The sequence below is a fragment of the Kitasatospora misakiensis genome (assembly GCF_042656005.1).
Lineage (GTDB): Bacteria > Actinomycetota > Actinomycetes > Streptomycetales > Streptomycetaceae > Kitasatospora > Kitasatospora misakiensis.
This window is the reverse complement of record NZ_JBHSOF010000008.1, coordinates 15,518-34,128: the sequence shown is the minus strand read 5'-3', so window position 1 is coordinate 34,128 and position 18,611 is coordinate 15,518. Positions and strand designations below refer to the sequence as shown.

The 18,611-nt window shown below is 68.9% G+C and carries 12 protein-coding genes; 6 read left to right on the top strand and 6 right to left on the bottom strand.

The features are described from left to right. Positions 1 to 283 precede the first annotated feature (283 nt). From ACFP3U_RS09025 to ACFP3U_RS09005, 5 genes are all read right to left on the bottom strand, one after another. The gene (locus ACFP3U_RS09025) at positions 284 to 493 is read right to left on the bottom strand and encodes a hypothetical protein (RefSeq protein ID WP_380224779.1); all 210 of its coding nucleotides are present in this window, start codon (positions 491 to 493) and stop codon (positions 284 to 286) included. Between the two features lie 343 nt (positions 494 to 836). Then, entirely contained in the window at positions 837 to 1,088 is a 252-nt protein-coding gene (locus ACFP3U_RS09020) for a DUF7848 domain-containing protein (RefSeq protein ID WP_380224777.1), read from the bottom strand. Beyond that, positions 1,088 to 1,495, bottom strand: coding sequence for a hypothetical protein (locus tag ACFP3U_RS09015; protein ID WP_380224901.1), 408 nt, complete (start codon positions 1,493 to 1,495; stop codon positions 1,088 to 1,090). Before ACFP3U_RS09015 ends, ACFP3U_RS09020 begins: the two co-directional genes overlap by 1 nt. Positions 1,496 to 1,627: 132 nt before the next feature. Then, positions 1,628 to 2,875, bottom strand: a complete 1,248-nt coding sequence (locus ACFP3U_RS09010) for a helix-turn-helix domain-containing protein (protein ID WP_380224776.1) — start codon at positions 2,873 to 2,875, stop codon at positions 1,628 to 1,630. Between the two features lie 705 nt (positions 2,876 to 3,580). Further along, positions 3,581 to 4,219, bottom strand: coding sequence for a GntR family transcriptional regulator (locus ACFP3U_RS09005; RefSeq protein WP_380224775.1), 639 nt, complete (start codon positions 4,217 to 4,219; stop codon positions 3,581 to 3,583). A gap of 175 nt (positions 4,220 to 4,394) precedes the next feature. Here ACFP3U_RS09005 and ACFP3U_RS09000 point away from each other — a divergent pair, with 175 nt between their 5' ends. From ACFP3U_RS09000 to ACFP3U_RS08975, 6 genes are all read left to right on the top strand, one after another. Then, positions 4,395 to 4,727, top strand: coding sequence for an SCO3933 family regulatory protein (locus ACFP3U_RS09000; RefSeq protein ID WP_380224773.1), 333 nt, complete (start codon positions 4,395 to 4,397; stop codon positions 4,725 to 4,727). Between the two features lie 97 nt (positions 4,728 to 4,824). Then, positions 4,825 to 6,234, top strand: a complete 1,410-nt coding sequence (locus ACFP3U_RS08995) for an FtsK/SpoIIIE domain-containing protein (protein ID WP_380224772.1) — start codon at positions 4,825 to 4,827, stop codon at positions 6,232 to 6,234. 41 nt (positions 6,235 to 6,275) lie between these two features. Continuing rightward, a complete protein-coding gene (locus ACFP3U_RS08990; RefSeq protein WP_380224771.1) occupies positions 6,276 to 7,028 on the top strand; it encodes a DUF2637 domain-containing protein in 753 nt (250 codons plus the stop codon). A gap of 141 nt (positions 7,029 to 7,169) precedes the next feature. Then, positions 7,170 to 8,618 carry a replication initiator gene (locus ACFP3U_RS08985; RefSeq protein ID WP_380224770.1) on the top strand — a complete coding sequence of 483 codons (1,449 nt, stop codon included), beginning with the start codon at positions 7,170 to 7,172 and terminating at the stop codon, positions 8,616 to 8,618. Continuing rightward, the gene (locus ACFP3U_RS08980) at positions 8,615 to 8,824 is read left to right on the top strand and encodes a helix-turn-helix domain-containing protein (protein WP_380224769.1); all 210 of its coding nucleotides are present in this window, start codon (positions 8,615 to 8,617) and stop codon (positions 8,822 to 8,824) included. Before ACFP3U_RS08985 ends, ACFP3U_RS08980 begins: the two co-directional genes overlap by 4 nt. Further along, positions 8,824 to 10,152 (top strand): tyrosine-type recombinase/integrase, encoded by a 1,329-nt coding sequence (locus ACFP3U_RS08975; protein WP_380224768.1) that lies wholly within the window; start codon positions 8,824 to 8,826, stop codon positions 10,150 to 10,152. The genes ACFP3U_RS08980 and ACFP3U_RS08975 overlap by 1 nt, the downstream gene beginning before the upstream one ends. Positions 10,153 to 10,788: 636 nt before the next feature. Here ACFP3U_RS08975 and ACFP3U_RS08970 read toward each other — a convergent pair. After that, positions 10,789 to 18,207, bottom strand: coding sequence for an RHS repeat-associated core domain-containing protein (locus ACFP3U_RS08970; RefSeq protein WP_380224767.1), 7,419 nt, complete (start codon positions 18,205 to 18,207; stop codon positions 10,789 to 10,791). Between the last annotated feature and the right edge of the window lie 404 nt (positions 18,208 to 18,611).

The window sequence follows — 18,611 nt, the reverse complement described above, 5'->3', positions numbered from 1 at the left end:
ATTTCAGACGAACGAAGTGTCAGAGTGGGCTGTCGGCCCGGGTCCGCCGCCAATACGACAGCCCTCCTAACTTCGCCGATATACTTCGCCGTTTCATCGATCGTGAAACGGCCATCCGTGACGCGAGGAGGATTGACGTGACCATAGACGCCCTGCGCAGTCAGTTCCACACCCACGCCGAAGGCATGGACGCACATGATCCGAACCTCTACGACACATCCGACCAGGTCAGCATCCATCTTCCCCCACTGCGACGGCGGGAGATCATGGATGTCTCGACCTTCTACCACGGCGCCCACAGCTTCTCCTTGTTCAGTGTCAGACGATTGAAGAGGTCAATCTTGCCATGTGGAATCTCCCATTCCAAGCCAGGGCCGCCTTCATAGGGAAGCCCAGTGCCGAAATGCTGCTCGAACTCTGAACGGTTGAATGTGAACTTGGTGTAGTAATCCTCGTGCGTGCCGACTGAATAATCAGCGTACTTCTGCGCCACGTCTTCGGTCCCGACGTAGGCACGACCATTTCCACCCACATGCCGACCTTGGTTGAGCCCGTTAGCAAGTTCGTCCGGCCCGTTTCCCTTCTGTGCAGCACGATAGACATGAATTAGGTCATCAGGATCACCGCACGAATTGTGCACAAGTACCGGCGTCGAGCCAGCGAGTACATAGTACGTGTGCTACGCGACCCCTCTCTACCTGCTTTTTCGCAGGTCAACGGTGGTTTGACGGTCCGTCGGTGTCCGTGGATGTGCGCTGAAGTCCGTGGTTGTTGCCGTCTCTACTGCCGTCGGATGTGTAGACCAATCGCCCTCGCCGACGGCGGCGCGCGTGATCCTACTGCCAAGCTCCGGGCTCGGCGCGGAGGACGGTACGGGTGGTTTGCTCGTACGTCTGGTGGCCGGTCTGCGCGCAGTGTCCGGCGATCCAGCGTGTCAGCTCCTCGGGGGTGTGCAGCTCGCCGGATGCGGCAGCGCAGTCCCGTTCTTCGCCGGTGACGCAGACCGCCTCGAAGGTCGGCAGCGCCATGGGGTCGGTCACGGTGGTCACGTGGTACTCGCGGAAGCGGTAGCGGGTGGCCTTGCCCATCAGCCTTCCCCCCGCCCGACGAGGGGGCCGACGTTCGCGGGTTCACCCTCCTCGGCCGCCTCTTCCTGCGGTGCCGGGATGCGCTCTCCGCGCGACTGGGCGACCCTGAGCGCGTCCGACAGGGCTTCGGTCAGCCGGCAGGCGAGCCAGCGGTACTCGATGGCCGACTGCGCCTTGGCTCCGGGGGCCAGGATGCCCCGGGCGTACTCCAGCAGCTCCTGGCCCATGCCGAGTTGCACGGTTTCGATGCCGTCGGCGAGCGTTGAGATGTAGCCCTTGCCGTCGGTGCTCAGGTAGCAGGGGCGTCCGTCCTCGGTGGTCCATGGCAGCAGGCGGGGTCCCGCCATGCCCGACGCCGCTTCGTGCAACTCCCTGCGACGCAGACGGTCCGCGTCGCTCCTCGGCATGCTCACAGTGACTCCCGGCCTTGGTCGCTGGATGGGACCCGGCGACCGTAACCGCCTGACTGTAAGTCACTCCATGGATGCAGCAGGGCAGATCGCAACCCTGGGTCGCCGAACTGCCACGCTGCGTGGTGCCTATCCGACGACGCCCAGGTAGGCGGCCATCTCGCGCATCTCGGTCGTAAGGGTGCGCTTGCGCTTCTTCAAGATCTCTTGCATGGTCTCGGCGGCCATGCGCTGGTGCCTCAGCCACTCCGGGGAGGCTCGCCGAACGCCGGTCAGCTCGTCCATCGCTGCTGAAAGGTCCCCCGTCCGTGCGTGGGCGCGCGCCACGTCCAGCCGGTGACGGTTCCAGTTGTCGTCGCTGGGCCGCCCGGCGCTCTTCCACGCCTTCGGCGACATCGCGTCCTCGCCGGCCCTGCGAACGACGGTGCGCGCGTCTCCAAGGACCATTGCGTCCTCTACGCCCTTCATGCCGACGGTCAGGGGGCCGAAGGTGGTCCAGTGCCGGAAGAACGATCCGGTGTGCTCCCGGCCAACGGCGGATGCCGCCGTGTTCGCCACCCTGTGGTAGTGCCGCGCCTCCTGGGGGCGGTTGTTGCGACCGGCGGCGGCAGCCGCGCGCAGGGCCAGCCACCCCCACGCCGCACATTCATCAGGCGTCGCCCGTGACAACCTCGGCTCGATCACATCGGCTGTCCGGGAGGCGAGTTGTTCTGCCTCGTCCAACCGCCCCTGCCGCAGCAGCAGCCAGCACATCCCGATCACACCGGATGCTCCGGTGAGCTGGTCGCCGACGGCGCGCGCGTCCGTGATCGCCCCGGCCAGCGCGGTATAGGCGAGATCGTACTGACGTACCTGTGTCAGGTACCGCCCGGCCAACTGCAACGTCTCGGCGCGGGCCAGCAGGGCTTGACGGTGCTCCTCGCCCCCGTCGAAGTAGGCGACCGCGCTGTTGGCGTCCCTCAGCAGCCCCGGCAGTTGGGCCGCGACGCTCTTGTAGCTGTCCGAGTGGTACAGCAGGGCGCCGTCCTGGACCGCTCGGCGGAAGCGGCGCAGGCTGGGCTCATCCTCGGCGATCTCGCTGTCCGGGTCGGCAAGCCCCACCGGAGGCGTGAGGGCGGCGCGGAGCTGGATGAGGTTGAGCCGGTTCGGCTCCTCCGCCCGGCCCACCGGTTCTGGGGCGTCCGGTGCCAGCAGGGTCGCCGTGGTCACGCCCAGGGCGCGGGCGAGCGCGTGCAGCGTCTCCATGCGGACCGTTCCGCCCTGCTCGACCTTGCGCACCGTGGCCGGCGACACGCCTGCGGTGTGAGCCAGTTCCTCCTGGCTCAGCCCGGTCCGGCGCCGGTACTTCCGAACGTTGTCCGCGAGTTCCATCGTCATCTGCACCACCTCCAGCGCCACGGTACGCCGGGCGGGCGAACTGACCGGGGCTAACCGGCAGATACCCACCCCAGGCAGTGACCCACCACCGCGCGGGGTGGTGGGCACGCGGTTGACTGAAGCGACGTGGCGCCGCTGCCTGCGGCAGGTTGCGGGCCTGAGCGGGACGGGTCCCTCGTCGGTCGGGCAGCTTCGCCGGACCAGGGTTCTCCGGGGGCCGCCAAGGCTCACCAGGTGACGCTTGCGCTCGGCCTTGGCGGCCCCCGGGGGTTCCTGGTACGCCTCCGGGGACCGGCCGGCGAGGGGCACGACCCGCGACCCGCGACCTCTCACCACGACGGTGGCGCGCCACTGCTCGGCCCCCTGGTCCCTCGGAGGGAGGGCAAGGGGTTACGGTAGAGCTTTGCGGACTGCGCTGCTCTCGCTGGTGTTGCGCGCCCGGACGGGCGGGGCCGTCGCTGAGCGGGGCGGAGACAGGAGCGGGCGGCGGCCCCGCCGGGCCGGGCGCGCGCGGCCCGCGACAGCGGGCCGCCTTGATCCAGTAAAGAAACTCTGAACAGCTCCGGCTCTACCGGCTCTGCCAGTCTTCCTCGCCACCGCGGATACGCCTGGAGCTGCTGCGCGCGGCTGGCACCTTCTCGGAATCCAGTGCCCCCAGTCGTCCGGTGGAGGTGGAGCTGAGGTCCTGGCGGGCGGTGGGAGCCCTCACTGAGGCGTGTGCGGCTCTTCGGTCTGGTGCTCCCGAGCCTCCCGCCGATGGAACAGCTCCTCTGCGAGCAGGCGGGCCGTGTCCTGGGCCTTCTGGTAGATCTCCTCAAGGCGTTGGAGTTCGCCGATCAAGGCAACAGCCTGCTGGGTCAGCTCGTCCTCGGTCAGTTCCTTGATCCGCTCGGCGGTCGTCTGGTCGGGGGCCGTCTTGTCCTCGACGGCCTCCGCGGGGCTCTCGGAGGTCGGGCCAGGCTGCCCCTGGACGAGGTAGGCGGGCTCCGGGCGCCCGGCGTGAATGAACTCCTGGCTGAATCCCAAGGTGTGCATGAGCTCGTCCATGGCTTCGGTCATGAACGATGTTCTCTTGAGAACTTCCTTGCCGGGCTTGGCCTTTGAACCTGAGCGCTGCCGGACGTAGCTGCCCCGGCTCTGGACGGAGTAGATCAGCCCTTCGTTCTTGAGTACCCGAAGGGCGCTCTGGATGGTCGAGCTGGCGAGTCCGTACTTCTCTTGAAGCTCGCGCGCCGTCGGGAGCTTGTCCCCAGGGGCCAGCCGGCCTTCGAGGATCTCCTGGCGCAGGGCAGCGGCGGCCTGCATATACGGGGGCCGGGAGTCCTCTTCAAACGGCAGCGTCATGCCTCTGAGGGTAGCGGGGCCTAGCACAGATGACACACGAGCAGGGGCCTCGTCTCGGCTGTAGCGCTACCAACGCTTGTTCCATGTGTATCGCTTGTTGCGCTTGTTTCAGTTGTGCGGCTAGGGTTCTGGCGGGTCGAACAAGCGACCCCCAAACAAGGGAACTGCCATGGCTATGACCAGGATTCGCGTCGGCCTGCTGCCCTCTGCCATCTGCATGACGGGCACCGATGCGACGCCGAAGATCAAGGACCCGCAGACCGGGGAGATCGCCACCGACCGCGAGACGGGCGAGCACCTGTTCACCGTGACGGTGATGCTCATGGAGGAGGGGCGCGCGGAGGTCATGAAGCTCACCGTCCCGCAGTCCGGCCTTCCCGACGGGCTCAAGCCGGGCGTCATGGTGCGCCCGGTGGACCTGTTCGCCACCCCGTGGGCGCGGATCTTCAACGGCCAGCTCTCGGAGGGCATCGCCTACCGAGCAGGGCGCCTTGAGGCGGTCAAGTGAGCTGCGCTGTAAGGGCATTGGCTTTCCGGCTGCCCGTGTCAACCGGTGCCGGCAGCCGGTTCGCCCTCGGGCTCATCTACAACGTGGAAGGCGTGAAGTGAAGGACGTGAACGAGATCGCCCCGGTCCTGATCGGGGCGGTGCTCGCCCTGGCGGCCCTGTGGGCCGTGGTCGGCTTGGTCCGGTACCTGCGGGTCGATCGTGAGACGCGGGCGAGCATCCGGCAGGGGATGCGCATCCGGTTCGGGTGGGAGCGGCTGGCCAAGATGGCGGGTCTGTCGGTGACGGACAAGACGCCGACGTTCCTGGCCGAGCTGGTCAGCCGTGAGGGGGAGGTGCCCAAGCCCCGGGTCCTGGTCCCGCGTATCAAGGTGAAGCCGGACCGGTTCGGGGTGGTGGTGCGGGCCAAGTGCCTGCCCAGGGTGGGGCTGGAGGAGTTCCAGCGCTCGGCGCGCTTCCTCGCCGACGCCTGGCGCTGCACGCGGGTGTCCGTTCTGCCGGACGGTCCCGGGCAGGTGGTGATCCGGGCCGTGCGCCTGGACCCGCTCATCACTCCGACCGAGCACGTCCCCACGGGAACGGTGCCGGGGAGCCTGGACACGTGGGGGCTCGGGCTGGACGAGTACGCCGACGACGTGAGCCTGCCGCTGGCGAACGTTCCCGGGGTGACCGTGGCCGGCCTGCCCGGCTTCGGGAAGACGTCACTGATCAACAAGCTCATCTGCGACCTGGCCCCCTCCGACGCGGTGCAGTTCGCCGTGGCGGACGGGAAGGTCTCCACCGCCCACGAAGGGGACTACGCCGATCTGACACCCCGCCTGTTCGCCTTCGCGGGTGACGATCTGGCGGAGGCCAGCGCGCTGTTCAAGCGCATGGTGAAGCTGCGGCGGGGCCGGTCCTCGTCCATCCGCGCCGTGCTGGGCGTGAAGAACATGTGGCACGTCGGGCCGTCCCGCAACTGGCCGCTGACCATCCTGATCATCGACGAAGCACACACCTACTTCCGCGAGTACAAGGGCAACGACGCCGAGACGAAGAAGCTGGCGGCCCTGTCGGCGGAGAACGCCCGGCTGGTCGAGGACCTGGTGAAGAAGGGCCGCAGCGTCGGAATCATGGTCATCCTGGCCACCCAGAAGGCCACCGGCGACGCGATCCCCACGTTCATCCGGGACGTGTGCCCGCTGGGACTGTCCTTCGCGCAGAAGACGGCGGAAGCCTCCGTGGCCGCGCTCGGGGACGACATCCGCAACTGGCCGGACGCGAACCCGGTCAACCTCCAGGACCCGGCCTACGTCGGGGTGGCCTCGATGGGAGTGCAGGGCCGTCCGGGCTTCACCCGCGTGCGCACCCCGTATGTGTCCGACGCCGACGCGGCCCGGGTCGCCGTCGACACCGCCCACCTGACCGAAGACCCGGCCGCGTACCTCGACGTCTACCCGGGCCCGGTCGACTGGAAGCCCACCTTCATGGACGATGACGCCGACACCCTGATGACCGAAGCAGCCTGACGACTCATGTAACTCGCCATCAAGAAAGGATAGTTGGCCTGATGGCCGAGGATCGCCTCACACAGCGCACCGTGACCGTGGTCATGGCGGTCATCGCCGTGCTGGCGTTCGTCTTCTCCTTCGGCAACGTCTGGGCACTGGCCCTGCGCCTGGGGGTGCCCCACCCGGTCGCACCGCTGATCGCCCCCATGGTTGACCTGTCCGTGATCGGGCTCCTCGTCGGTCTGCGCCTGCTGTCCCTGCGCGGCGTCCCGCAGGGGGAGCTGACGGCCGCGACGCGGTTGATGCACCTGTGCGGCCTGCTGACCCTGGCCCTGAACGTCGCCGAACCCCTGGCGGCCGGACACTACGGCCGTGCCGCCGTCGATGCGGTCGCCCCGCTGCTACTGCTCGGCTGGGGCCAGGTCGGCCCCCAGTTCCTCCGCCACTTCCACACCCTGAGCACCCCGAACCCGGCGCAGGCCCCCGCCCCGGTTCCGGCCGTTGAACACCTGCCGGACCCGCTCGCAACACTCGGCCCCGCACCGGAACCCGCCCTCGTACCGCACTCCAAGCCGGCACCTGCCCCGGTCGTGGTCGTCGCCGCTGAGCCCGAGCCTGCTCCCGTGCCGGCCAGGACGACCGCGCCCGCCCGTCTCCCGGCCGTCCCTGAGGCCCTGCTGATCGCTGCCCGGCGCATCGCCGAGACGCATCACGCCGAACAGGGCGAGCACATCACGCCCGGTCAGCTGAAGGCCCGCCTGGGCGTCACGCTGCCGCTGGCCACCGCCGCACACGCTCAGCTCTCCGCCTGAGCCCGCCGGCCCCTTCCGCACCTGACCGACCCCGCCCGACCGGGCTCGGCTTCCCATGCCCCGAGCAGCACCAACACGCCTTCCTGCCTAGCTGGTTGCTGCTCGGGGCCACACCACCCGACAGAAGGGACACGCCCTGACATGGTCGCCCTGGACCTGCGCCACGTGGCAAGCCCCGCCGTGCGGGACCTGATCCACCTGGTCAACCTGCACGACTTCGACCGCGCACACCAGCAGATCGACCGCCTCGGCGGCTGCACCGAACCCGTGCGCCTGCTCGGCCAGACCACCACCATCGACACGGCAACCGGGGAGATACTGCGCTCCTACACCACCGCCGACGAGCCCACAGGCAGCCTGCTGACGGCCTGCGGCAACCGCCGCGCCTCGCGTTGCCCGGCCTGCTCCCGCGTCTACGCCGCCGACACGTTCCAACTGATCCGGGCGGGCCTGACCGGCGGCAAGAACGTGCCGGACACCGTCCGCACCCACCCCCGCGTGTTCGCCACACTCACCGCCCCCTCCTTCGGCCCCGTCCACAACCGCCCCACCGACCCGGGCGGTGCCCTCCGGCCCTGCCGCTGCGGCAAGCGCCACGAACCCGCAGACGCGCTGCTCGGCACACCGCTGGACCCGAAGACCTACGACTACCCGGGCGCGGTCCTGTTCAACGCCCACGCCTCCGCCCTGTGGGCACGCTTCACGATCTACCTGCGCCGTGAGATCGCCGCCCGGCTCGGCCTCACCCAGAAGGCGGCCCGCGCGGTGCTGCGCGTCTCCTTCGCCAAGGTCGCCGAGTACCAGAAGCGCGGCCTGGTCCACTTCCACGCCGTGATCCGCCTCGACGGACCGGACGGCAGCACCCAGCCCCCGCCCCCGTCCGCCACTGTGACCCTGCTCGCCGACGCCATCCGGGCCGCCGCCGCCCGCGTCTCGATCAGCGTCGTCTCGGATGCGGTCGGGGAACGCGAACTCGCCTGGGGCGAACAGCTCGACGTGCGCGAGGTCGCCGCCTTCGGAACCGACGCCGAGCTGACCGATCACGCGGTCGCCGCCTACGTGGCCAAGTACGCCACCAAGTCCGCCGACTCATCCGGCGCTCTCGACCGCGCCCTGTTCTGCCGCCCCTGCCAGGGACGCGGCATGACCCTGGCCGCACACGGCACCCCGATCACATGCACCGCCTGCGGCGGCACCGGACAGGCCCGGCCGCTGCCCCGCCTCGCCGTCGAACGCCACGTGCGGCAGATGATCCGCACCTGCTGGGAGCTGGGCAAGCGCCCGGAGTTCGCCGACCTCAAGCTCTGGAAGTGGGCGCACATGCTCGGCTTCCGTGGCCACTTCTCCACCAAGTCCCGCTGCTACTCAGTCACCCTCGGCCAACTGCGCGACGCCCGCCGCACCTGGCGCACCGAACAGGCCCGCACACACACCGGCCTTCCCGACCTCGACCCGAACACGACCCTCGTCATCGGCCACTGGACCTACCACGGCTCGGGCTACAGCCCCGGCGCCGAACTCCTCGCCGCCACCGTATGGCACCGCAGAGAAGCGGAACGACAGTTCACCGCAGAGGGCGGGCCTTCATGACCGCTCTGCTCCCCGGGCCGGGCACGACCGAGGGCCTGCTGACGGTCCCCCAGGTCATGGCCCGCCTCCAGCTCGGCCGCTCCGCCGTCTACGACCTGCTCCGCTCCCGGCAACTCGCCTCCATCACCCTCGGCCGCGCCCGCCGCATCCCCGCCTACGCCCTCACCGACTTCATCCGCACCCGACTCGAACAGGAAGCCGCCTGATGGCCACACCCCGCGAAACCCCCGCCTCCCGCCGCGTCCGCGCCAACGGCGACGGAACCGTCTACCAGCGCAAGGACGGCCGCTGGGAAGCCGCCGGCTACGTCCTCGCCCCCGGCGACACCCGCAAACGAGTCCGCGTCTACGGCACCACCCGCAAGGAAGCCCTCGCCAAGCTCACCGAGAAGACCGCCGCCAGCAACCGCGGCGTCCCGGTCGTCTCCGCCCAAGGGAGTCTGGCCGCCTATCTGATGTACTGGCTGGAAAACGTCGCCGTCCACCAGCTCCGCGAGACCACCCACACCCGCTACACCGCCTGCGTCAACCAGTACCTCATCCCCGGCCTGGGAAAGAAGAAGCTCGCCAAGCTCTCCGCCAAGGACATCCGGAGCTGGCTGAACGGGCTGCGGACCGTCTGCCAGTGCTGCGCGCGCGGCATCGACGCCCGGCGAAAGCCCAATGCTCAGGCCAGCCGCCGTCCGCGCTGCTGCGCCATCGGCAGGTGCTGCCGCAAGTACCTCTCACCGCTGACGCTCGCCTACATCCACTCCGTGCTGAAGTCCGCGTTGGAGCACGCGGTGCGCGAGGAGGAGATCCCGCGCAACGTCGCCCGCAACGTCCGCACCGGCACACCCCGCCCCCGCCGCTTCGAACCCCTCACCGCCGACGAAGCCCGCACCTTCCTCACCGCCGCTCACAGCCACCGCCTCCACGCCCTCTTCGAACTCGCCTTGCGCACCGGTCTCCGCAAGGGCGAACTCCTCGGCCTGCGCTGGGAGGACCTCGACCTCGACGCCGGCACCGCCAGCATCCGCCGCACCCTCCAGCGCACCCGCACCGGCGGCCTCACCACCCTGCCGACCAAGACCATCAGCTCGGAACGCCGCATCGCCCTCCCGGGCGTTTGCGTTGCCTCGCTCCGCTCACACCGTGACCGGCAGGCCCGGGAGAAGCAGCAGGCCGGCACACAGTGGGTGGACGATGGCCTCGTCTTCACGCGCCCGGACGGCCACCCCATCGAACCCGCCACCCTCACGCGGCACTTCAACGCGATGCTCCGCCGCTCCCGCCTCCGGGCGATCCGGTTCCACGATCTGAGGCACTCGACCGCGACCCTCCTCCTGGAACAGGGCGTCGAACTCGTCGTCATCAAGGAACTCCTCGGCCACGCCCACATCGGCGTCACCGCGACGGTGTACGCCCACGTGCGGCTCCGCCTCCAGCGCGACGCCATCGACCTGCTCGGCCACGCCCTCGGCAAGCCCTCGAAGTCCGTCAGCAAGCCCGACGGCAGTGACGACCCGCCGCTTTGTACAGCCCCCGTCCGCTGATGTTGCCGTCAACTACTGCCGTCATCCCTGAAGAGCCGGGCTAACTAAAGCCGAAATAGCGGGCCATCCAAATAGGCTCTCTTAAGGCGCTCCGGCCCAACTGGATCAGCTGACTGTCACATCTATCTCTAGCAGAGAAAGCGGGGCCCGCTGGAAAATCTCCAGCGGGCCCCGCTTTCACGCTAGGTCGAACACCTGAAGTACGTGAGGCTGCCACCTTGAAGCACATGCCGGACAGGATTCGACATAATCGTGAGCACGAAGCCGGGCCGCCATATCCACCAAGAGCGGATTCCCCGTGTCAGCCACGACGCCAGCGAATTTCCCTCCGCAATTACGGCACCGAAGAGACATGTCGGTACCCACCAGCGCGCCAGCAAAGAAGCTTTCACAAGGCTGGCCGCCGGCAACCCTCTCGTCGAGTTCCTCTAGATCTGTACCATCGCTCCAATGCAGGAACAGTCTGACGCTTCTTCCACCTGGCAGGGCCATAATGATGCGCCTCAAGCTGCCTGACCGAGAAACGGTCCGCTCCCACTCGGCGCCCTGGCCAGGCAGGATGTCCCCTGAGTCTAGCTCGCTTGCCCCAGTGTAGTAACGCACCGGGAGCATGCCGAGAACGATCTCCACGTACACCTATAGCCTCGCAACTGCCACCATGTGCGCGATAAGCACTTCAGCTTCTCCCGCACCGGGTAGCGTTTGCATAATTACTTGACTTCGAGGAACTGTTGCAGAATAGACCGTTCCGCCGAAACTTCGCGCCACCTTGATGTCTGTAGTGAATGACATCATTGACCGAGGGCCGATCTGGGAGATTTCCGTACCGAACGCCCCGTGCGCCTGGGCATATGTATCGGCAGATCCCCAAGCCGAAAGCGCATTCGAGTGAGCATGCTCGGATGCCTTCATCGCGGCCTCCATCGACCCAGTCCCCGCGTATGTACTCCGGGCAGCATCGCTCATCAGGTGACCCGATTCATCCGCGATTGCATTCTCCAGTCCGTGGTCAGTTCCTCGATATACCGTGATCAAATCATCTGAGGCATCACCGCAATTATGCACGAGGACTGGCGTGGTCCCCGCGAGCACATAGTACGTGTGGAGGTTGGAGACCGTGAGGTCTCGGGCTTCGGTGGGGGCGAGTTCGTAGTTGCGGGTGGACTGGATGGTGGCGGGGGTGCCGTCGGCGGTGCGGAGGGTGTCGCCGGGCTGGAGGTCGGCGGCGGGGGTCCAGCGGGCGGTGGTGATGTTCCAGTAGGGGTGGTGCTGGGTGGAGGTGAGGGTGCTGGGGGAGGTGGTGGCGGAGGTGAGGGTGAGGTCGGTGAAGAGGGTGTCGTCGGGGGTGACGATGGTGTTGACGACGGTTTCGGCGGAGGTGGTGTTGGTCTGGGGATCGGTGGCCAGGACCTGGTCGCCGGTGGTGATGTCGCCGATGGGCTTGGCGCTGCCGTCAGCCAGGAGAACGGGTGTCGTCGGCGGGAAGCTGTGCGGAGCCCCGATTGGACAGGCGGCGGCAGCGGCGTCTTCCGCTTCCTTGGCGGCCTTGGATTCCCGGCGCCAGGTCTTCAGGCCGTCGAAGAGTTCGCCGGCGAGGGTCTTGAGGGTCTTGGCGAGTTCGTAGGCCTTGTTCCAGCGGAACGCGTACTTGGCCAGGAGCTTGGTGAGCGGGCCTCCGCTGAACATGCTGCTCACGACGTTGAGCGCTGTCTCGCCGCAGGAGCCGAGGTCTCCGGTCGTGACGCAGTCGATGGCGGAGGTGATGCCCAGTTCGTCGGAGACGATCTTCGCCAGCTTCTTGCCGACGTCCATGACCTTGGCTTTGGCGTCCGAGGCCTTCTTGGCGCTCTGGTTCACCGGGGTGGAGGCAGGGGTGCCGCCTCCGTCAGTGCCAGACGTGCCGGCGTTGGCCGTGCCAGGCTCGGCCGGGCCTGGCATGGGCGCGGGTGTGACGCCCTTCTGGTACTTCGCGGTGGTCTCCGCCGCGTTGCTCATAGTGATGGTGCCGGCCGCGCCACATTCGTAGAGCGTGCCGCACTCCTCGGAGCGGAGGCCGCTCGGGTCGGACTTGTTGACCGGGTCGTTCTCGGAGTAGGCGTAGCCGTTCCACTGTTGGGGGTCGCCGGCGTCGAGGACGGGGTCGAGGCTGAGGAAGCGGCCTGTGGTGGGTTGGTACTGGCGGGCGCCGAGGTTGGTGAGGCCGGTGACATCGTCCTTGGTGCCGCCGACGAAGCCGTGGTCGCCGGCCCAGATGGAGGGCTGGTTGCCGCGGGGGTTGCCGAAGGGGTCGGTGGGTCGCCGGTTCTCGGCCAGGGTCTTGGCGTTGATGGCCAGGGAGTTGCTGCCGTGGTGGTCGGCGAACTGGTAGGTGAGGACGTTGCCGCCCTGGCGGACCAGGGTGATGCCGCCGGGGATGGAGTAGTAGCGCGAGGCGGTGAGCGACTTGGTGACGGTGTCGTAGACCAACTCGTCGCCGTTGGCCAGGTTGATGGTCGTCTTGCCGGGGTTGCGCCGGACGAGCTGGCTGCCGTCGGCGTCGTACACGTACGTGGTGGCGCCGCTGCCCGTCTTGGTGAGGGACTCCAGACGGTCCTCGCCGTTCCAGGTGAGGGTGGTGGTCCCGGCGGTGTCCGTGATCGCGGTGGTGTGGCCGGCCGCGTCGTACTGCGCGGTGCTGGTGGTCGGGTTGTCGCCGCCCACCCGGTTGGTGGAGGTGAGCAGGGCGTGCGGGCCGCCGGTTCCGCCGCCGGTCCCGGGGGCCGCGGTCGGGGTGTTGCGGGTGCCCGCGTTCGGGAAGGTCTGGGTGGTGGTGACGTCCCGGGAGGTGTCGCCGCCGGGATCGTGGGCGACCATGCCGGTGCGGTTGCCGGTCAGGTCGTACTGGTAGCTCTGCCAGTAGGGGGCGGAGCCGCCGACGGTGGTCCGGGCGGGAGCCTGGGCGCCGCTGGTCGGCGTGTCGTTGGTGCAGCGGCCCTGGCCGCCGACCACCGGGTTGGGCTCCTGGTAGAGGCGCCCGGTGTCGCTCCAGGCCGTGGTGAGGCGGCCGAGGTAGTCGTAGCTGAAGCACTGCAGGTCGGTCGCGGACGGGGTGTTGTCGGGGATGCTGCGAATCGCCGTGATCCGGCCGACCTGGTTGTAGGCGTAGGTGGTCTGCTGGACCGAGCCGGTGGTCGCGGTCTGCTTGTCGACGAACTGGCTGATCGGGCGCCCGGTGGACTCGTCGAAGGTGTTGGTCGTGACGATCTGGGTGCCGTACGGGTTCATCGTGGAGCGGATGTTGCGGCCGTAGGCGTCGTAGTCGGACTGGACGTCGTAGGCGATGCCGCCGAGTCCGCCGATGTCATGCAGGAGGCCGTAGGCCTCGTAGTTGTAGGTGACCGTCTCGTTGAACAGGTCGCCGACCGCGGGCAGGCTCTGCTTGGTGAGCGCGCCGGTGATGGGGTTGTAGACGGCCTGGTAGGTGAAGGTGAGCGGGTTGGCCTGCCCGACCTCGCTGCCGGGGATGGTGACGGTGGTCTTGGTGGGCCGGTAGGCGGTGTCCATCGCGGTCACCGCGGTGGTGTACGCCGCGCCGCTCTGGCCGCCGACGTAGCGGGTGGAGGTGGCGGGCTTGCCCTTGGCCACGGTGTCGTACGTGTGGCCGGTGAGCCGGTTGGCGGGGCTGACCGAGTCCTTGTAGGTGCCCGTCGGGCGCCCGAGGAGGTCGTAGGTGGAGACGACGCTCTGCCCGCGGGCGTCGGTGGAACCGGCCACCCGACCGGCGGTGTCGTACGTGACGGTGCTGGTGCCGGCGTCGGGGTCGCTGGTGCCGGTGCGGCGCCCGCGCTGGTCGTAGCTGTACGTCCAGGTGTTGCCGGCGGCGTCCGTGCGGGAGGCTTCGGTGCCGAGCTGGGAGTAGCTGTAGGAGGTGACGTCCGCGTCGGCGGGGTTGCCGGTCGGGGCCGGGGTCCGGTACTGCCACAGCTGCAGGGTGCGCCCGCGCGAGTCGCTGACCGTGGTGGTGGCCCGGCCGTCGGTCGGCGGGGTGACGTCTACGCGACCGGGCTCGGGGTACGAGGTGGTGGTGGTGTTCTGCGGCACGCCGTAGGCGAGGGACTGGCTGGTGACCACACGGCCCATGCCGTCGTACAAGGTCTTGGACTGGTCGGGGACTTTGGAGTTGTCGGGCTCGAAGCGGATGGTGCTGGGCGGGTTGAGGTTGTTGTAGTAGGTGTTGTTGGTCTCGGCGGGACGCCCGTGGGAGTCGTAGAAGGTGTCGGTGATCAGCCGGCCCGCGTAGGCGGAGATCGCCGGGTCGGTCTGCGTCTGCACGACGCGGGCGAGGCCGTCCAGGATCTGGATGGACTGCTGGTACCTCGAAGTGGCCCGAAGTGTCTGGGTCGTGATCGAGGACGGACCGTCGTTCCTGAGCTGGTAGGTGAACTTGTAGTCGGCGGGCGAGCTGGTGCCGCGGCCGGCCTGCCAGACGGCCGTCAGTCGGCCGAGGGAGTCATAGGTCTGGGTGACGGTACGGCCGTTGGCGTCCGTGGTGGTCAGGGGCAGGGACCGGGTGGGGTCGAGGGTGACGGTGGAGGTCCAGCCGGTGGCCGCCTCGGGGGTGCCGGCCGGGGCGGGCGCCACCACGGTGTTCTTGTTGGGCAGTTCGCCCGGTGCGGCGGAGCTGTAGACGGTGGTGGTGGTGGCACCGTTCGGGTGCGCGCTGTCGGTCGTGGTGGGGTCGGTGACGCTGGTGGGACGACCATAGGCGTCGTACGCGCTGGCGCCGGTGGTGGTCCACTGGGCGGTGCCGTTGGCGTCGTACTTCTCCAGTACCTGGAGGCCGGTGGCGGACGCGGTGGTGCCGACAACGCCGTAGGGCTGGTTGTCGTAGAGGGTGCGACCGCCGGCGACGGTGTTCGCCGCCGTGGGGGTCGCGTCGCAGGCGTTCTCACCGGAGACGGTGAGCGTCTGGGAGACGGCGTTGACGATGGGCGAGGCCGGGTTGGCCGCGTAGTCCGTGCGCACGCAGACGTCCGGGGTGCCGTCGGCCTTCTGCAGGACCTTCGAGGGACGGTAGGGCGCGTTCGCCTCGACGAACGTCGTGTCCGTGGTCGTGCGCCAGGTGTCGTCGGCCTTCCTGGCCCTGGCGGTCACGGTGCTCTGGGCAGGCGAGGCGTACCGGGCCTGGAGCGGGGGCAGGGAGTTCCCCCGGCTGTGGGTGGCGACCACCGCGGGCTCGGTGCTGGTGTTGACGCTGCTTGCGGCGGGGACTCTGTAGTCGGCGTTGCTGTCGGCGTACGTGTCCGATTCGAGGACCTGGCCGGCGAGCCAGTCGTGGTCGGTGGCGGGGCCGCTGGTCGGGCCCGCGAGCTTGACGTCGGTACGGGCGTTGCCGGCGGCGTCGTGGTCGCCGTCCATGCCTTGGTGGTAGTAGGTGGCGGTCTTGCTCTTCGGGCCGTCCTCGCCCGAGCCGCTCACGGTGGTGACGGAGGCGTAGCCGCGGAACTGGTCCCAGGTGCGGACGGCGCTGTCGATGCCCTCGGCGTCGTTGCGGTGCCAGGCGGCGTCACCGTAGGTGTAGCTGGTGGTCTGGGTGACGGAGCCCTTGATGAAGTCGGAGAGCGGGTTGACGGTCACGATGTGGACCGGGTAGCGCAGGAACCAGTCGTCGACGGGACTGTCGGTCGCTGTGGCGTTGGGCTCGTACCACTTGACGTTGAAGCAGGACTTCTGGTTGTTGTCCGGGGAGGGCGGCATGACGTTGTCATTGCGCGAGCACGACTGGCGGTAGTAGTCGATACCGATGGTGGCGCCGGTCTCGGTGGTGATGGCCTCCATCCGGTAGCGGAAGAAGTCCGACCTGACCGGGTTGAGTCCGTCGACGCGGTTGCGCAGCGCCATCCCCTTGAACGTGACGGGGTTCAGCGCGATGTCGTTCTGGCCGTTGCTGTGGCCCGTCCGCTGGACCGAGTCGAGCCAGGGGATCTGGGGGTCCGCCACGAGATTGGGACCCGGGTTGTTGCTGGTGTCGTGCGGATCCTTGAAGGAGTGCTTGAGTTCGTAGGTGTCGACCGTCCGGTATTCACCGTTGACACGAACCTTGGTGGTGATGGTGTTGAGCCATCGGCTGGTCCAGAAGCTGGGGCCCGCGTTGGCACAGGCTCCGTCGGCGGCGCACTGCTGGTCCACCGGGACGTCGGGCCAGTTGCCGGCGTTCTCAGGGGTGCGGTTCTCGGCCCGGCAGGGAGTGTCGCCGGCGAGGCAGCGCTCACCGCTTTCGAAGACGACCTGGGAGGCGGGCTGGTGGGCGCCGTTGCTGTTCAGCTGGTCGGAGAGGAGCTGACCGTAGCCGATGGTGTGAAGGGTGCCGGCGCGCGTGTACTCGGCGTTGGTTCCGTTGCCGTGGTTCTGGCCGGCGCCGAGCGCGTAGTGGTTCGTCTCGGGGTCGTAGGTGAAGGTGGTCAGGTTGCCGTGAGGGTCGACGATGTAGTCGAGGTTCCAGCGCCAGGCGCTCCGGCACCAGGACGCGTTGCCCTTGGCGGAGTCGTAGCAGGGGTCACCGGGCTTCGGGGAGAACACCGGGACGGTCCAGGCCGACTGGCTTGCGGGACCGGTGCTGGTCGGAGTGCCCTGAGCCGAGGGCAGGTGGTTGAGACCGAAGTAGTAGACGCTGCCGCTGGTGTCCGTGACCTTGAGGAAGGAACCGTTCCAGGTGCCGTTGTCGGCACCGGTGAGGAACTCGACCTTGGTGCCGTCGTCGGACTGCAGGCGCCAGGTGCACTTGGACAGCTCGAAGCGGGGGTCGGAGGTGTCGCAGGAGCCGTCGTGCGGGATGAGCTGGCCGGAGTGGCCCGCCAGGGAGAGCGTCAGGTTGGCACCGCCCCAGCACTGGTCGCCGGACCCGTCGATGCCGGTCTTCGAGCACGGCTGGTAGGAGCGCTCGACGAAGCCCGAGCCGAGGTCCCAGCCCTCGCCGATCCAGGACGCCTGGGAGTTGGTCGCGGAGGTCTTGCCGTCGACGGACGCCGAGTCGTAGGACAGGCCGATCTGCGGGACGCCGCCGCCGAGGCTGGGCGGCATCTGGACCGGGTAGTTGTACGTGAACGAGCCGGACGATCCACCGGCCGCCCAGCCCTGGCTGGGGTTCAGGCTGGTGGCGCTGTAGGTGCCGGAGCCGCCGCTCGGTGCTCCCTGCAGGGCGAGGACCATGGCAGGCGCCGCGGCCGGAGCACCGGCCGCGGCTACGGCCGAGGTCTTCGCGAACGGCGAGGCCGCGGGTGCGGCGGCCGGCAGGTCGACGTCGGCGACGAGCTTCTTCGTCTGCGGGTCGAGGTGCGAGGGGACGGGGGTGCGGGTCTGGCACTGCTGGGCGCCGGGGCTGGTGAGCGCGCAGGCGGGCAGGGTGACCAGGCTGGCGCGGTTCGCCCAGTCGCCGCCGTAGGCGGGCGCGAGCGCAATGGGGTCGAGGCTGACGCGGGCCTTGGTGGCGGTGTGCTGGTCCGCGAGGGAGAGCGAGACCAGCGCGCCGCTGACGCCTGCGGCCTTGGCCGTGGCGGTATCGGCGACCGTGACGCTGACCTTGGGGTTGGTCGCGGAGCCGGCTCCGTCGGTTCGACGGGCGGGTGAGGGGTTGCCCCCGCCGGCTATGGACGACACCCAGACCGGGAGGTCGCCGGCCTTCGCGGCGGCAGCCGCCGCGGGCTCCTGGACCGTGTTGCCACGGCTGTCGGAGAGGGCGGTGAGTGTGCCGACGGCGGGAGCCTCCGCCAATTCGACCGTCGCGGCGCCGGCGGGAGCGTTCTTCCCGCTCCTGTCCGGCGCGGGCTTGACGGGCTCGGTCTTCGCACGGGCCGTTGTCGGGCGGGGCGTGTCCTTGCCGGTGACCGAGGCCGTGCCGGGAAGAGGCGTTTGTGGCGGTGACCAGACGCGGTGGTAGTCCGGGGCCGCCGCGAAGGCGATTCCTCCGGCGGGCACCATCAGGGAGGCGACGACCGCCAGGGTGCTGACCAGGGCGGTCCGCGAGCGTCGCGAGTAGGGGGCCCGAGGGCGGGCCGAGCGAGCACGGTGAGAGAACACCGTCACCCCTCCGTTGGTGACCGTGTCCATGGGAACGGCCAGTTGATCAAAGGCCAGCCGACCTTATGGGTCGCTTACATCCCATGTCGAGGAGTCGACAAAGATGGCCTACGGTGATTCAAATCACCCGGGGTGCGAATGGTGCGAACCGGTGGCAAATCATGCGGTCCGCGTGGACGAACCATTGACGGGGCGTCGCGGGCGTGGGCAGGTTTCGTCTGTCCTGTGCGCAGTGCCGGATCCGGCCGCCGTCCGCACCACTCTCCTTGTCGGGAAGGCTTCGCCGTGCCCACGTCCCCCAGACCACGCCCCGCCCGGCGCCGAGCCAGGGCCCTGGCCCTGCGCGCGCCCGCGCTCGGACTCGGGCTCGCCCTGTGCGCCGGCCTCCCGGCACCGGCGGCGAT

Bases quoted from the DNA above. Each gene is read 5' to 3' on its own strand.
- ACFP3U_RS08975 (WP_380224768.1), top strand. From the start codon at position 8,824: ATGGCCACACCCCGCGAAACCCCCGCCTCCCGCCGCGTCCGCGCCAAC.
- ACFP3U_RS09015 (WP_380224901.1), bottom strand. From the start codon at position 1,495: ATGCCGAGGAGCGACGCGGACCGTCTGCGTCGCAGGGAGTTGCACGAA.
- ACFP3U_RS09010 (WP_380224776.1), bottom strand. From the start codon at position 2,875: ATGACGATGGAACTCGCGGACAACGTTCGGAAGTACCGGCGCCGGACC.
- ACFP3U_RS09000 (WP_380224773.1), top strand. From the start codon at position 4,395: ATGACCAGGATTCGCGTCGGCCTGCTGCCCTCTGCCATCTGCATGACG.
- ACFP3U_RS08990 (WP_380224771.1), top strand. From the start codon at position 6,276: ATGGCCGAGGATCGCCTCACACAGCGCACCGTGACCGTGGTCATGGCG.
- ACFP3U_RS08985 (WP_380224770.1), top strand. From the start codon at position 7,170: ATGGTCGCCCTGGACCTGCGCCACGTGGCAAGCCCCGCCGTGCGGGAC.
- ACFP3U_RS09020 (WP_380224777.1), bottom strand. From the start codon at position 1,088: ATGGGCAAGGCCACCCGCTACCGCTTCCGCGAGTACCACGTGACCACC.
- ACFP3U_RS09005 (WP_380224775.1), bottom strand. From the start codon at position 4,219: ATGACGCTGCCGTTTGAAGAGGACTCCCGGCCCCCGTATATGCAGGCC.
- ACFP3U_RS08980 (WP_380224769.1), top strand. From the start codon at position 8,615: ATGACCGCTCTGCTCCCCGGGCCGGGCACGACCGAGGGCCTGCTGACG.